The sequence below is a fragment of the Bacillus sp. NP157 genome (assembly GCA_018889975.1).
Classification (GTDB): Bacteria; Pseudomonadota; Gammaproteobacteria; order Xanthomonadales; family Rhodanobacteraceae; genus Luteibacter.
The window spans coordinates 1,303,776-1,317,673 of the sequence record CP076546.1; the positions used below are offsets into that span (position 1 = coordinate 1,303,776).

The following is a 13,898-nucleotide window of genomic DNA, read 5'->3' on the forward strand; positions in this document are numbered from 1 at the left end:
GAGAGCCTGCCTGACAGCGTTATACGCCCGGCAATCACGGTGTTTCGCTCGGCTTTAGGCGCTATGGCCGGACGATCTACGAGCAACGTTGCGAAGCGGCGCACCATCCTTCGACGACGCATGAAATTACGGGTCGAAGCGCGCGGAGGAAGTCCTCCGCGATCATTGTTCTTCCGCTTCATTTCCGTTTCCGCGCAATACGTATCGCAAGATGTTGCGCCTCGTTGCTCGTCATTTGATGCGACGCCTGGCTCCATGAAACACAAACGGCGCCGCTCTTCCGAACGGCGCCGTCCACCAGGCATGCATGGCGTGGGTCAGAACGCGCCCGGATCCTCCGTCCGCGAGGTGTCCGGCGAGCCATCCGGATGGGTGAACCACAGCAGTACGTTGCGGCCGCGTGCACAGCCGCCACCGTCGGAGGCCGAGGTCAACACGCCTGCCGACGTCGCGACGTCACGGCCATAGCAGCTGCCGAGGTTGTCGCTGAAACGGTACGCCTGGGTGCTCTGCTGGCCGGTGTGTCCGGTCACGGCGCCGCCGGTAAGGGCCAGCGTATCCGCAGTGCTGATCCGGTTGTCCACGGCGGAGCGATACAGCGTCAGGCCACCCAGCTTCTTCGTGAACTGGCGCGAGAAGCCCTGCTGCACGCTGCTCGGCGCCGTCACGATGTTTCCGTCGGTGTCGAAGGTGTACTGGAAATTCGCGACAAGCGGGTAGGCGAAGTGCGCCTCGCTGGTCACCGTTATCCCCAGCGGCCCCTGGCGTGTGCGGGTCGTGCTGTCTACGCTGGTGCTCTGGTCGATCGCCTGTTCATACCGCGTGGCGTCGATGGTGAAGCCCTGCGTGTTGCGGAACGCCACGGTCTGGGTCACGTCGGTACTGACCCGGCCGCGCGACGTATCGACGTAGCCCGCCGTGCGGAAGCTGCGCGACGCCTGGGTAGCCACCGAGCCACCGATCACGCCGTTGCTGTCGGTCAAGCCGTCGGTGACGGTGGCGACCGGTGCCTGGCCTTGCAGCGTGTTGGTGGTCACCGCGCCCGTCAGCACCTTGCGCCCGCGATCGAGATAGACGAACAGGTTGCCGGTGACCGCGAAGTAGCTGTTCGCGCCCGTGACGCCGACGGATACGGCGTGCGGCTTGCCATCGTTCAACAGCGCGGCGAACGGAGTCAGGTCGACCCGGTAGGGCAGGAAGTTAAGCGTCTGCACTCCGGTGGTCGGGCGCCACATGTATGGATCGATGCCGCCGGTGAAGATCCACGGATAGACCGGTGCCACGCCAGCGGCGACGCCGTCGATGGAAACCTGCACTTCCCGGAACGAACCGCCGCCGCAGCTCTGCGCCTCGTCGGCCAGCGCGTCGGGCACGCACGAATACCAGAACTCATCGCCGCCCTGGCCCTGGGCAAACACGTCCAGGTAGGCGCGCTCGATGTTGGTCGGCAGCGTGAAGGTGCGCGACAGGCTGTCGGCACCGGTGTTGAGGTTCACCGGTCCGCCGGCGGTGCCGTCGGACAGCGGGAACACCGCATCGGGTGCATCCACCTTCGGCGCGAGGATGTTGGCCGGATAGAACACCAGCCGCGCCGAACCGCTGATGACGCCGGTGTATGTGCCATCGACGATATTGCCGAGGATCGCCTGGCCGGTCTGTCCGTTTTTCAGCAGGCTGGCGAAGTCGCTGACGTCGCGCTCCACGTGCCAGCTCGGTGATACGGCGGCCGAGGGCTCCTGGGTGGTGCCGAAGTAGATGTTGGCCCCACCCAGCCAGAACGACGCGGTGCGATCGAATTGACGGCCCGCGGTCACGGCGAAGTCCGCCTCGAGCACGACCTTCGACCACGAGGTACCGCAGCCCACCGGCGGTGCGTAGGTATACGGGTGGTTGGAGAAATCGCTGAAGGTGAAGCCGTTGAACAGCTGCACCGTGCAGGATTTGCCCGGCGGCCGCGGCACGGCGGGATCCGCGATGGCAACGTTCGCCGAACCTACGTTGAAACCGGGCGCCGTGGCTGCGAAAGCGCCCGGTGCAAGCACCGTCATCGCACAGCCCAGCCATCCCGCCCACAGGCCCTTGCGGCCCGCCCCAAAAGTGACAGCCATGCGTAACCCCTCGTCACGGATCTGCCCCCTGCCGGAAAAACGTAGCACACCTGCCGCAGGCGTGGGGGTGACTTCTTCACATCGAACAGGGGATCGGGAGCCGCTACCATCGGGCATCGGCAGCGAGGCGGCTACTCATGGACCAGACGTATACGTTCACCGTTCCCCGGCTGGAAACCGCGCGGTTCCACCTGCGCGAGTATCGACCAGGCGATTTCGAGGCCTTCGCGGCGCATCTCGCCGATCCGGAAAGCATGACCCACCTCAACCTGTCCGATCGGAAGACGGCGTGGCGGGTGTTCGGCTCGCATGCCGGGCTCTGGCTGCTGGGTGGTGCCGGGTGGTGGGCGATCGAGGATAAAGCCACCGGCCAGGTGCTCGGCAACGTCGGTGCATTCTTCCGCGACGGGTTCGAGACGCTGGAGATGGGCTGGAATACCTATCGCACGGCGTGGGGGAAGGGTGTCGCTCGCGAGGCGGGTGCGGCAGCGCTGGCATACGCACTCGATGTCAGGCGCGAGGCGAAGGTGCAGGCGTTGATCTCGGATGCAAACGAGGCGTCGAAGCGCGTGGCGGCACGGCTGGGCTTCCGCTACGAAGGCGAGGTGCTGCTCAATGGCAAGACGACTGGCTGCTATGTAATCCGACAGGGCGACGCGTCGATGGAGGCCGCACGATGATCGAATTCGATGTCGGCGACGAGGCGTTCTTCCGCTTCTCAAACAGGCAACCGGTGGCTGGGAAGGATGGCCTGGTCGAGGTGTTCAGGGTGCCTTCCGCGCGGGTGCTGCTGGCCAGTCGCGGCGTGGATTTCCTGGTGCTGATCGTGTTTCTTGCGGGATTCGCGTCGCACGCGGACCGGTTCACTTACTCGGCGGTGTTGCTGGGGGTGCAGGTAGTCCATGCCGCCGTGAAAGTGAGGACGTGGTGGCGGCCCGTCAGGGTCGAGCGGACGACGCTCCAGGATCCACGGGCTGCGCGGCAGACGCTGCAGTTCGAACACACCAGCTATCTCACGACGGTCTGCCTGATCCTGCCCGGGGTGATGGGGTATCCGCCGGCGTTGTTGTTCTATGCGTCGGCGGTGTTGCTGCTTGTAGTGATGGTGGCGATGTTTCGGACGTTGCGGCCCAGGAGGGTGGTGGTGTGGTGAGGGGGTGTGGGGTGGATAGGGCGGATTCGGACTGATAAAAAAACCCCGGGGTTTGGGCCCGGGGTTTTTGGTTTTCCTGTTTTGCCCGGTGGGTTGGGTCGCGCGCGGGCGCGCTCCTACAGGGGGTGGTTAGTGCTTGGGTAGGGCGTAGGCTACGACGTAGTTGCCCTTCGGCGTGTGCATGAAGTGGTGGCCGGTGGCGGTGATGACCACGAATTCGCGGCCGTCCTGCTCGTAGACCATCGGCATGGCCTGGGCGCCCGCGGGCAGCGGTGCGGACCAGATGGTTTCGCCGGTGGTGATGTCGATCGCGCGGATCAGGTTGTCGGTCGCCGCGGCGATGAACACCAGGCCGGACTTCGTCACCACCGAGCCACCGTTGTTCGGCGTACCGATCTGGATCGGCAGGCCGGTCGGCAGGCCGAACGGACCGTTTTCACGCGCGGTGCCGAACGGGCGGTCCCACACGGTGCGGCCGTCACGGATGTCGATCGCGCGGATGCCGCCGTACGGGGGCTCCTTGCACAGCATGCCGGTGGCCGGGAGCTGCCAGCCTGCGTTGACGTTCACGGCGACCGGGACGCCTTCCTGCGGATCGCCTGCGCCTTCGGCACGGGCTTCCTGCACCGGGTCGTTGAGCACGTCGCGTGCCTTCCAGCCCAGCTTGTCGGCTTCGGCGCGGGTCACCAGGTTCACGTAGTTCGGCATGTCGTTGTAGTTGGAGATGATCAGGCCACGGGCCGGATCGAACGCCACGCCACCCCAGTCGACGCCACCGTTGTAGCCCGGGTAATCGATGATCGGGTGCTTCGTATCCGGCGGCGTGAACTTGCCGCGGTAGTCGGCCTTGGCGAACTGGATGCGGCAGACGAGCTGGTCGATCGGGGTCAGGCCCCACATATTCTCGGGCTTGAGGTCCGGCTGGGCCACCGAGTTGAACTTCGAGAACGGCTGGGTCGCGCTGCGCGCCGCCGGCTCGAGGCCACCCTGCGGCACCGGACGCTCTTCCACGCCGAACAGCGACTTGCCGGTCTCGCGGTTGAGGACGTAGAACTCACCGTTCTTGGTCGGGAAGATGATCGCCGGCACCTTGGTGCCGTCCGCCTGCGGATAGTCCACCAGCGTGGGCGGGGAACCCGGATCGTAATCCCACACGTCGTGATGGGTGTTCTGGAAGGTCCAGCGCGGCATGCCGGTTTCGACATCCAGCGCGGTGAGCGACGGCGAGTACTTCAGCTCGTCGGCCGTGCGGCTGCTCGAGTAGTAGTCACCCGATGCATTGGCGACCGGCAGGAAGACCAGGCCAAGCTTGTTGTCGCCGGTGAACGAGGTCCACACATCGGGCGAGCCGCGCTTGTAGAGGTCGTCGCCCTGGCGCGGAGCCGGATCGTTCGGCGCAGCGGCATCCCAGGCCCACTTCAGGGCACCGGTCTTGACGTCGTATGCCTTGGTGACGCCAGCCGGGCCGAAGGCGCGCTGGCCGTCGACGGTGGTGTGGCCGACGACGATGGTGTCGCGGATCACGACCGGCGGCGAAGTGATCGCCACGTAGCCGTGGTAGACCTTGCCCATGTCGACGGTGAGGCTGACTTCGCCGTTCTGGCCGAAGCCCGTGCAACGCTGGCCGGTCTGCGCATCGAGCTCGATGACGCGTGCGTCGAGCGTGCCGACGATGATGCGACGGTCGCACAGTGCGCCGGTGGCCGGGGCGGGTGCGGCCGCGTCGGGCGTGCCCGTCGTGGCCTTGGCCGTGACGCTGGCCGGGTCTTCGTAGAAGCTCATCGAGCGGCACGACGGGGTGTACGGCACCGACTTCGGCGTGATGCCGGGGTCGAATTCCCACTTGTGCTCACCCGTGGCCGCGTCCAGTGCCACCACCTTGTTGAGGTAGCCGCAGACGTAGACCAGGTTGCCGATCTTCAGCGGGGTGTTCTGCACGCCCCAGCGCGTATCGGTCGGGATGTCGCCGACCTTCGCGGTCCAGGCGACCTGCAGGTCCTTCACGTTGGCCGGGGTGATCTGCGTGGCCGAGGTGTAGCGCTGCGCCGCCTGGTTGCCGCCGTAAGCGGGCCAGTCGGTCGACGGGATGCCGCTCTCGGTGCTCGGGCCGGTGTCGGCCGCGAACGGATTGTCGCCGACCGCCGGCACGTTGCTCGCTGCCGTGACGTGGTGCGGCACGAAGGCCAGGCCACCGGCGACCACGAAGGCGGCGATCAGCAGCGCGGGGATGCCGCGGGTGATGGCCTTCGACAGCTGGCCGCGATGCAGGCTCGGCAGCAGGAACGAGAAGGCGATCGCGAAGATCAGGATCAGCGCGAAGCGCGGCACCCAACCCCAGTAGTCGGCACCCGACTCCCAGATCGTCCACAGCAGGGTGAGCACGAACAGCACGCCGAACCACAGCGTGGCGCTGGTGCGGCGGCGGAAAAGGCCCACCGCGCTGGCGATGCTGAGGACGCCGGCGATGGCGTAGTACCAGTTACCGCCGAGGCTGATCAGGCGTGCACCGCCGACCAGCATGGACAGGCCAAACAGGCCCAGCACCAGCGCAAGCAAAAGCCTGCCCCAATGTGCGAGGGCACTCTCCGATGAAGTCATTTGGATCCTCGCTGAGGAATTGCCTCCCGCCAGCGTCATCCCACGCCCTGCGGTGGTTTGGGCCAGAAGGGGAGGCGGATGCGGGGAGCACTCACCGTCGCGGGTCTGGCGATGGAAACAAGGGTCCACCTCATGTGGGCCCGGGTCCGCGAGCAGGCACCCCTGGCAAAACGTCGCGCCTGCATAGCTATGCAAGATTACGCCCGCGAAGGGCGCTAAGCAAGGAAATGCTACGCTGGGGCCATGTCCCGGACCCTGCCTAACCCGCCAGGCGCGACGCGCGCCCAGCCTTCCTCCACCGCCGTTGCACGCCTTGCCGGGGTCTCCCAGTCCACCGTGTCACGGGTGTTCAGTGCGAGCGGTGCGGCAGTGTCGCCGGCCGTGCGCGAAAAGGTGATGAAGGCCGCCGCCGAGCTCAACTACCGCCCGAACGCGTTGCCGGCGATCCTGCAGACCGGGCGCTCCGGCATCGTCGCCGTGGTCGTCGGTGGCTTCTACAACCCGTTCTTCACCGAGTTCCTGCGTTGCGTCACCGAGGTACTGCGCGCGCACCGCCTCGAGATCATGCTGGTGGACACGCACAGCGACGATAACCTCAACGAGATCGTGGGCGAGCTGTCGCGCTACCGGATCGACGGGGTGATCAGCGCCATGGCGATCGGCTCGGCGCGCGTGGCACGGACGCTGGAAAGCGCCGGCATCCCGATCGTCGCCGTGAACTCGAAGCGGGTAGGCACGTTGCGTACCGTATCGACCGATAACCGTTCGGCCGGTGGCGTGGCCGCCGACCTGCTGGTGGACGGCGGCTGCCGGAAGATCGCTTACCTCGCCGGTCGTGAGAGCCAGTCGCAGACCGAGCGCGAGAAAGGCTTCCTCAAGCGACTGCAATCGCGCGGGATGCCGGTGCCGGATCGCCTCGTCGCCGGCTTCAGCTACGAGGAAGGCTACGCCGCGGCGAAGGCCTTGCTGTCCTCGGGCAGCCGCCCCGACGGGATCTTCTGCGTCAACGACCTGGTCGCCATCGGCGCGATGGACGCGTTGCGCATCGAGTACGGGCTGTCCGTGCCCGGCGATATCCAGGTCATCGGCTTCGACGACATCCCCATGGCCGGCTGGCGGGCGTACGACGTCACCACCTTCCACCAGGATATGCAGGCACTGGCGGAAGGCAGCGTCGCGCTGCTGGCCGACGAGCCGGTGAAGCCGTCGATCACCATCCCGCCGCGGCTGGTCTTGCGCGGCACGACGCGTCCACCGCGCTAGCTGGGGTCGTCAGGAACGGGTCGCGCGCATGGCCCGTTCAAAGGCGGGCAACAACAGGCGGTTGGTGAAGCCGCTGACGTGGTCGCCGTCGAAGAACAGCGGATGTCCGTCGAGGTAGGCGTGGCAGACCGGTCCGGGCGGACACATCAGCGGGAACGGATCCCAGACCGACGCGTTCGGTTGCGAAGCGGCGAGTTCGTGCACGGCGGCCAGCATCGGCGCACGCTGTTTTTCGAAGGTGGCACGATCGACATCGGCACCCGCACGACATACCGGGTTCATCCGGTCGTAGCTATCCGCGCAGCGGAACAAGGGCAGCTTCAGTAGCAGGTTCGGTGCGGTGATCACCGTGCGTGCGCCGGTGGCCTGGATGCGGGCCAGCACCGGCTCGCCGCGGGCGACCGACGCCTGCAGCGTGTCGCCGCCTGCCGAGGCAGGTTGCGGCGCCGTGCCACCACTGCCCGTGCCGCTGTCGACGACGGCCCACTGGTCGACATGGCGCGGCATGCGCAGCGAGGGCAGGAACACGACGTCGCCCGGCTTCACTCGCGTGACCAGGTCGTCGAGCACGCGCTGGCTGCTCGCCGCGCAATGCACCGTGTCGTCGCGCCACGCCTGCAGGCTGAGGAAGGGGCAGCCTTCGTTTTCGTAAAGCGTCACGACGGCACCCGTGTCGCGTGCGTAGCCGGCGAGCATTTCGCTTAAGGCCACCGCATGCGAATCGCCGATGACGTAGACGTTCGGTGCCGTCGGCTCCGACGTGCAGCGGCTGCCTTCGAAGGTTTGCCGCGAGCCCTTGCCGAGCGCGACGCTGGTCGAAGGCACGGCACACGCCGGCGCCTCGCGCGCGATGCGCCCCGCGTCGGGGTACCAGTCACGCGCATGCGTCGTCACCGTGGAGACGGAGAGGACGGGCTGCGAGTGGGTGATCTGCTTCATCACCCACAGGCCGCTGAAGACGAAGGCCAGGCCGAGCGCGGCCACCATCGGCCGCGGCAGCCGGCGCAAGCCCTCGGCACGTCGTGCGGGGGTTTCGATGTAGCGATACGAGGCGACGGCGAGGATCCCGGACAGGGCGACCGCCAGCCCTTGCAGCGGCCAGGTCGCCAGCCCGATGGTCCAGCGGAACAGCACGAACACCGGCCAGTGCCACAGGTAGAGCGAATACGAGAGCCGTCCGACCGTCGCCATCGGTCCCTCGGCGAGCACGCGGACGAAGGGGTGCGTGAGTTCGACGTGCCGCAGGCACAGGAGCAGGCCCAGCGTGCCGAGTACCGGCATCCATCCACCCGGCGCAGGGAAACTGCCCGGCTGGGAGACGACGAAGCCGGCGATCACCAGTGCGAGGGATGCCAGTGCACCGACGAGCCAATGGCGCTGGCTGGTCGCCGCATCCTGCAAAGGCGCCGCGGGCCACAACGCCTGCAGCTGGTAGAGCAGCACGCCCGCACCGATTTCCCAGAAACGGCTTCCCAGCAGATAGAAGGCCTGCGTCGGATCACGCGGACCCAGCCATGCGCCGTAAACAAGCGACGACAATGAAGCCGCCGCAGTGACCGCGGTGACGCCCCAACGCCAGCGTCCGCCGCGAAGCCACAGGAAGAACAGCACGGGGAACAGCAGGTAGAACTGCTCCTCCACGCCGAGCGACCAGGTATGCGTATACGGGTTGAGCTCGGCGATCGGCGAGAAGTAGTCGTTGTCGGCACGCGCCATCACGACGTTGCTGAAGCCGAAGAACGCGAAGCGGCCGGTCACCTGGTTGCGGTGGCTGAGCCATGCATCGGGTACGAAGACGGCATCGACCAGGGCGGTCACCAGCAGGCACACGACCAGCGCCGGCGCGATGCGCTGCAAGCGGCGGGCCACGAAGTAGCTGGCGAAGGAAGGCAGGGAGGCCTGCGGTCGCGAGCCGACCGAGGTGGCGACGACGTAGCCGGAGATGACGAAGAACACGTCGACGCCCGAGAAGCCACCCGGCAGCCACGCACTGTTGAGGTGGTAGAGCATGACCGCCAGCACGGCGAGGGCGCGCAGCCCATCGATGTACGGGAAGTAGGTATGGCCGTTGGCTTGGCTTTTCATCGTCGAGCTCGGGACGCGCATAGCCACCGCGGATGGCAGTGGTGGGTGCTGGCAGGCGGTTCCGCACGCGGCAGTGGGGACTGGCGGGCAGGGGGATTCGGGTGGCGTTCGCTAGCCTACTAGTAGGATGGGTTATGTCAAGGGCGGCATCGGACAGATGCCTCAACGGGCACCGTTACGGTGCAATTGTCGGCAGGCTGCCTTTCGTTCGGCTGACAGTAAGCGGGACGGTCCCCGGGCCTCTGCCGGAACGGGGTCAGGCGACCTGGCGCAGCGCCTCGTCATAGGCGACGTTGATTTCCGCCGCGCGCTGTTCTGCCTCGTCACGGGCTGCCTTACCCTGATTGACCACGCGATCCGGGTGGAACTCACGGATAAGACGGCGGTAGGCGTCCACGATCTGCTCGCGGGTGGCGTCCGGTGCGACGTTCAGCACTTCATGCCATGGCCGCCTGATGTTGATCGGCGCCAGGGTGTTTCGCGCCTGTTTCGGCTTGCCGATGAACGAGGCGGTGATCTTGTAGCCAAGGAACAGCGCGACCACGATGACGAAGATTTCAGTGCTGGTCATGCGAGCGCGCCTTCGATGTGCCGGGAGTAAGCCTGGAGTTGCCGGTGCCGGTCACTGTCGAGGTCGACAAGAGCCATCTCGTCGCGGACACGGGCCTGGATGGCGCGGGTGAGTCGTTCGCGCTCGGGGGCGTCGAGCAGGGCGTGCGCGACGGAAACGATGTCGAAGCGATCGCCCGCGCGCTGGCCCTGCTTGCGCATGACGTTCAGCGCGTAGGGTGCGCAAAGCAGCGCGTCGGAGCTGATGCTGGTGGCGTCCTTGCGACTCAATCCCGTCAGGCGCCGGACGCGCCACAGGCGCAGCACGGCGGCAAGGATCGACACATACAGCGCGGCCATCCAGCCGAGGATCACGTGGATCGGGCTGTAGACGACCGCGGGCATGGCGGCGAAGACGCAGGCGACGAGCAACACGGGCCCCGCGCAGGCGGACACGCCGATACGCCATGCACGCAAGCCGTGCAGTGGCGCGGCGTGCGCGGGTGCCTGCAGCGAGGACCAACGAAGGCGAAGCAGGCTGCGCGCGGGTGCGAGCATCGGCGGCAGGAACACATGACGACCGGCGAGCTGGAAGTCCGAACCCACCGAGACCGACCAGCGGCCGTTGCGCCCTTCCTGGAACACCACTTCGTTGTGATAGAGCAACAGCACGGCGTCGTAGACATACATCGCTACGACGCCTGCCAGCAGCCACCACGCGTGTGCAAGCATCCGCGAGGTCAGCCTTGCTTGCGGCTGAAGATCCGCTTGAAGAAGGTGCCCACGGCGGCGAGGCCGACAAGCACCAGCTTCCAGCCCGCGGCGAGCGCGCTGAGGATCACGGCGAAGAAGCCCTTCTTCGCGGCCACGGCCGCGGCACCGCCGACGATCAGCGCGCCCAGTCCGTATTCGGCCACGCGGTCACCGGTGTGGAAATCGGTGTAGGCCTGGCCGGCGTTGAAGGCGAAGCCGCCGATCGCGCTCTTGAACTGGCCAATGGCCGTGGTCAGGTCTTCCGGGTCAGCCACCAGCACGACGCTCATCACGCCGCTGCGGCCGAGCAGGCGCGCGTTGTAGTTCACCGATTCGTGCTGGGTCTTGTTGTTGCGAAGCACGAACGCCCAGGTCAGCGACTTGAACGTCGCGTCGTACTGCGGCCTGGTCTTCCAGCCGGTCACCGACAGAGGATCCCAGCCGTTCTGCAGGCGTTCCTTGTTGCTTTCCTCGGTGCCTTCGGTGACCGACTTCAGCAGGTCGTCGGCGTCGAGCTTTTCGTCGTCCTTCACGTAGCCGACGTCGTCATAGTCGAAGAAGGCCGCCCAGTCGAGAGCCTTCGGGGCCAGGGTATAGGTGTCGCTGTCGCTGGACGGGTTGTGCATGATCTTGTCCAGCCGGCGGGTGCCATCGGGACCGAGGAAGGCATAGCCCTCCGGCACATCCATGCTGGCCTGCGTACCGACCTGCACCTTGGTCGGGCCGACCTGCCAGGGCAGGTCCTTGATCTCTTCGGCGTGCGCCACGAAGGCAAGCAGCGAGAGCGCGAGCAGGGTCGCGAAACGATGGACGAACTTGGACATATCAATCTTCCTGAGCGTGCGCGACGACGCGCGAATACGACCCGCCATGGGCGAGCCCCTTGTCCTTACACATGCCGAAGTCCCCTGACGCGGCAGGTAAAAAGTGTGAAGGCGTGGGGGCGGGGCGTCAAGCGCGCCTGGCGGCGGGCACGCAGGTGGCGTGCCCGCTTCGTCACGTCCTGGGCCGCAACAGCGCGGTGAGACGGTCCGGACGCGTCGGGTCGCGCTGCAGATGCGGATAACGGAGACCCTGCGCGTAGTCCAGTTCCGCCGTGTGCGGCTTACCGTCGAGTTTCCAGCTCAACACAACGCGATGCTGCGGCGTCTGGCGGACCGCACTCAGAAGGCCTGCGCTCGTAAAGGGCTGGTCATTCACCTGGGTGATCGTCTCGCCGGGAGCCATCCGGGCCTTAAACGCGGGACTGTCCCACACGACACCGACGACGCGTCCCTTCTCGTCGACCGACAGACCGATCGAGCTGCTTAGATTCGTCGCACCCGACTCTTTCTCATCCTGCAGGAACGTCGCCGTGGGCGTATCGGTGTAGGCTAGGGTCCAACCCATCTTTTGCAAACCCTGCAAAACAAGGTCATCCCTGGCCTCGAGGCGCTGGCTCAGATAGGTTTGCCAGTCACCCGGTGCAAGGCCGGCAAGGGTGCCGGCGATATCCGCCATGGTGTACGTCGATACGTCGCCCGGCGTGCCAGTGACGGCAAAAAAGCGGTGGGCGAAGTCGTCCATCCCGACCCGGCCATGACTTTGCGCGTCGAGCTGTGCGTGCACGTCCAGCCACAGCAGCACGCCTTCGCCGTAGTAATCCTTGCGACGCTGCCATTCGGGCCAGACCGTCGTCCGCCCGGTGACGTAGAGGGGGTCGTTGGTGGTGTCTTCGAGACTCTTCCATGCCCGGCCCCGGACCTGGGCCACCGAGGCAGCGTCCATCGCGAGTTTGTCGAGCGTTTCCTCGACGGTGCGCATGCCGCTGCGCGCCGCGAGGACGCGACCCCAGAACTCGGTCTGGCCCTCGTATACCCAGAGCAGACTGTTACGCGCGACGACGTTCGGCGAGGCCACCCAGCTGTCGGCAGGCTGCCGCCAGCGGCCATTCCAGGCATGGACATGCTCGTGTGCAATCAGGTCGCGATTGTTCAGCTGCGTGGCAGGCTCACGAAAATAGCCAGCAGGGAGGTGGATTTCGGCGGAGCTGACATGCTCGTTTCCACCCGTGGAGAAGTCGTCGCTCAGGACGACCAGGCCGTCGAAGTGATCGTAAGGTGGGCGTCCCATGACGGCACCGGTCTCGCGGACCAGCTTCTTCAATGCAGCCAGGTCGCCAGCGCCTATCGCCAGGTCAGCCGGGTCGCTGGCCATCACGTCCAGCTGCATGGGCGGCTGACCGGTAGCGCCCAGGGCCACGCGTTTGGAGAATCGGGAGGCAAGTACCGGAGAATCCAGCAGCGTGCCAAGCGACACCGGACTGAAACGTGTCTCTCCTGTCGCCGGATCGGAGCCGGCCGTGGTGAGCGATGACGCCAGGGTCATTTCCTTAGGCAGCTTGAGGCTTGCCTGGACGGGAATGTTTCGCACCGACCAGCCCGCGGGATAAACCAGCACGTGCTGCCAGGCGACGCTGACCAGGTCATCGCGAAGCAGGTGCTCATCCACGCGCGTGATGTATTGCAGGTCGACCATCAACGAGCCGGTGCCTTCCGGAACCGAGAGGTGGAACGCGTGCATATCGACGGCGTCACGCGTCCAGGGAATAGGCACGCCGTTGGCGGTGATGGCCAGGCCGGCCAGGCTTGCCGCAGAGACGGTGCGGCCATGACTGGAGATCTCCCATTCCGGGTAGAGCAGCGTGAGTGGTCCTGCGGCCTGGACCGGTATCACTTCATGTGCCCGGAAAATCTTCTGCGCCGTGTCGGTGGCATCCACGTCGAGCGTGATCTGTCCCGCGAATGCGCGGTCGGTCGGCGGTGCGATCACGCCGGTGGCCTCCTGCGCGGCATCGACTCCGCCCGGGTGCTTCGCCGCCGGCGCCGCAGCGACGCAAGCTGACGCACACGCAAGAAGAGCCACTGCGACGGGCAAGCGGCGGGCAGGCGACGGCATACGCATTCCAAGGCAGGCGGGGCGCCAATTATTGTCCGGCATCGGTGGCGCGCAAAGGGGCCGTCGGCAGTTCACCTTCTGACATCCGCCAACGGTGATGACCAGGCTGACTCGGCCTAACGACGGGATCGCGCCGTTAGCGTGACGGTCACGGCGAGCGCGGCGAGAATCCAGGCCACGATGAAGGCGGTCGCCGGGCTTCCGTCGAGCATCGCCAGGATCCACAGCTTTAAGGCTGGAACGTCGCCGGGCGTCGACGTGACGAAGTAGCCAGCGCAAAGAATCCCGATCAGGGAAGACAACGCGAACGCGGACCATCGGCCTCGCGATGTCTTGCCAAGCAGGAGGGCCAGCAGGCGGGTGACGACCGCGCCAGCGATGATTCCCCAGAGACCTGCGATCACCAGCATGGATGCGCGCTCCCGGACGTGACTGACATGAAAACCGCGAGG

11 protein-coding genes are annotated in these 13,898 nt (G+C 66.3%); 3 read left to right on the plus strand and 8 right to left on the minus strand.

From position 1 onward, the window contains the following. Positions 1–317: 317 nt before the first annotated feature. Positions 318–2,108, minus strand: coding sequence for a hypothetical protein (locus tag KPL74_05915; protein QWT21538.1), 1,791 nt, complete (start codon positions 2,106–2,108; stop codon positions 318–320). A 137-nt stretch (positions 2,109–2,245) separates the two neighbouring features. On the opposite strand from KPL74_05915, the gene KPL74_05920 reads away from it, so the two are divergent. Further along, the gene (locus KPL74_05920) at positions 2,246–2,788 is read left to right on the plus strand and encodes a GNAT family N-acetyltransferase (protein ID QWT21539.1); all 543 of its coding nucleotides are present in this window, start codon (positions 2,246–2,248) and stop codon (positions 2,786–2,788) included. Beyond that, complete coding sequence (locus KPL74_05925) at positions 2,785–3,261, plus strand: hypothetical protein (GenBank protein QWT21540.1); 477 nt, start codon at positions 2,785–2,787, stop codon at positions 3,259–3,261. The genes KPL74_05920 and KPL74_05925 overlap by 4 nt, the downstream gene beginning before the upstream one ends. 129 nt (positions 3,262–3,390) lie before the next feature. On the opposite strand, the gene KPL74_05930 is transcribed toward KPL74_05925, so the two are convergent. Next, positions 3,391–5,859, minus strand: coding sequence for a membrane-bound PQQ-dependent dehydrogenase, glucose/quinate/shikimate family (locus tag KPL74_05930; protein QWT21541.1), 2,469 nt, complete (start codon positions 5,857–5,859; stop codon positions 3,391–3,393). 243 nt (positions 5,860–6,102) lie between these two features. On the opposite strand from KPL74_05930, the gene KPL74_05935 reads away from it, so the two are divergent. Next, a complete protein-coding gene (locus tag KPL74_05935) occupies positions 6,103–7,122 on the plus strand; it encodes a LacI family DNA-binding transcriptional regulator (GenBank protein QWT21542.1) in 1,020 nt (339 codons plus the stop codon). 9 nt (positions 7,123–7,131) lie between these two features. Here KPL74_05935 and KPL74_05940 read toward each other — a convergent pair whose 3' ends face one another. From KPL74_05940 to KPL74_05965, 6 genes are all read right to left on the minus strand, one after another. Beyond that, the gene (locus KPL74_05940; protein QWT21543.1) at positions 7,132–9,207 is read right to left on the minus strand and encodes an acyltransferase; all 2,076 of its coding nucleotides are present in this window, start codon (positions 9,205–9,207) and stop codon (positions 7,132–7,134) included. A 256-nt stretch (positions 9,208–9,463) separates the two neighbouring features. After that, a complete protein-coding gene (locus KPL74_05945) occupies positions 9,464–9,778 on the minus strand; it encodes a J domain-containing protein (GenBank protein ID QWT21544.1) in 315 nt (104 codons plus the stop codon). Beyond that, the gene (locus tag KPL74_05950; GenBank protein QWT21545.1) at positions 9,775–10,488 is read right to left on the minus strand and encodes a hypothetical protein; all 714 of its coding nucleotides are present in this window, start codon (positions 10,486–10,488) and stop codon (positions 9,775–9,777) included. Before KPL74_05950 ends, KPL74_05945 begins: the two co-directional genes overlap by 4 nt. Positions 10,489–10,496: 8 nt before the next feature. Then, on the minus strand, positions 10,497–11,333 hold the full coding sequence (locus KPL74_05955) for a DUF2167 domain-containing protein (GenBank protein QWT21546.1): 837 nt from the start codon (positions 11,331–11,333) through the stop codon (positions 10,497–10,499). A 172-nt stretch (positions 11,334–11,505) separates the two neighbouring features. Next, the gene (locus KPL74_05960) at positions 11,506–13,446 is read right to left on the minus strand and encodes a hypothetical protein (GenBank protein ID QWT21547.1); all 1,941 of its coding nucleotides are present in this window, start codon (positions 13,444–13,446) and stop codon (positions 11,506–11,508) included. A gap of 116 nt (positions 13,447–13,562) precedes the next feature. Beyond that, positions 13,563–13,856: a hypothetical protein gene (locus KPL74_05965; protein QWT21548.1), complete on the minus strand. Its 294-nt coding sequence runs from the start codon at positions 13,854–13,856 to the stop codon at positions 13,563–13,565. Positions 13,857–13,898 lie beyond the last annotated feature (42 nt).

Excerpts from the sequence above, each read along its gene's own strand:
- KPL74_05915 (QWT21538.1), bottom strand. The coding sequence starts at position 2,108 with ATGGCTGTCACTTTTGGGGCGGGCCGCAAGGGCCTGTGGGCGGGATGG.
- KPL74_05920 (QWT21539.1), top strand. The coding sequence starts at position 2,246 with ATGGACCAGACGTATACGTTCACCGTTCCCCGGCTGGAAACCGCGCGG.
- KPL74_05925 (QWT21540.1), top strand. The coding sequence starts at position 2,785 with ATGATCGAATTCGATGTCGGCGACGAGGCGTTCTTCCGCTTCTCAAAC.
- KPL74_05930 (QWT21541.1), bottom strand. The coding sequence starts at position 5,859 with ATGACTTCATCGGAGAGTGCCCTCGCACATTGGGGCAGGCTTTTGCTT.
- KPL74_05935 (QWT21542.1), top strand. The coding sequence starts at position 6,103 with ATGTCCCGGACCCTGCCTAACCCGCCAGGCGCGACGCGCGCCCAGCCT.
- KPL74_05940 (QWT21543.1), bottom strand. The coding sequence starts at position 9,207 with ATGAAAAGCCAAGCCAACGGCCATACCTACTTCCCGTACATCGATGGG.
- KPL74_05945 (QWT21544.1), bottom strand. The coding sequence starts at position 9,778 with ATGACCAGCACTGAAATCTTCGTCATCGTGGTCGCGCTGTTCCTTGGC.
- KPL74_05950 (QWT21545.1), bottom strand. The coding sequence starts at position 10,488 with ATGCTTGCACACGCGTGGTGGCTGCTGGCAGGCGTCGTAGCGATGTAT.
- KPL74_05955 (QWT21546.1), bottom strand. The coding sequence starts at position 11,333 with ATGTCCAAGTTCGTCCATCGTTTCGCGACCCTGCTCGCGCTCTCGCTG.
- KPL74_05960 (QWT21547.1), bottom strand. The coding sequence starts at position 13,446 with ATGCCGTCGCCTGCCCGCCGCTTGCCCGTCGCAGTGGCTCTTCTTGCG.
- KPL74_05965 (QWT21548.1), bottom strand. The coding sequence starts at position 13,856 with ATGCTGGTGATCGCAGGTCTCTGGGGAATCATCGCTGGCGCGGTCGTC.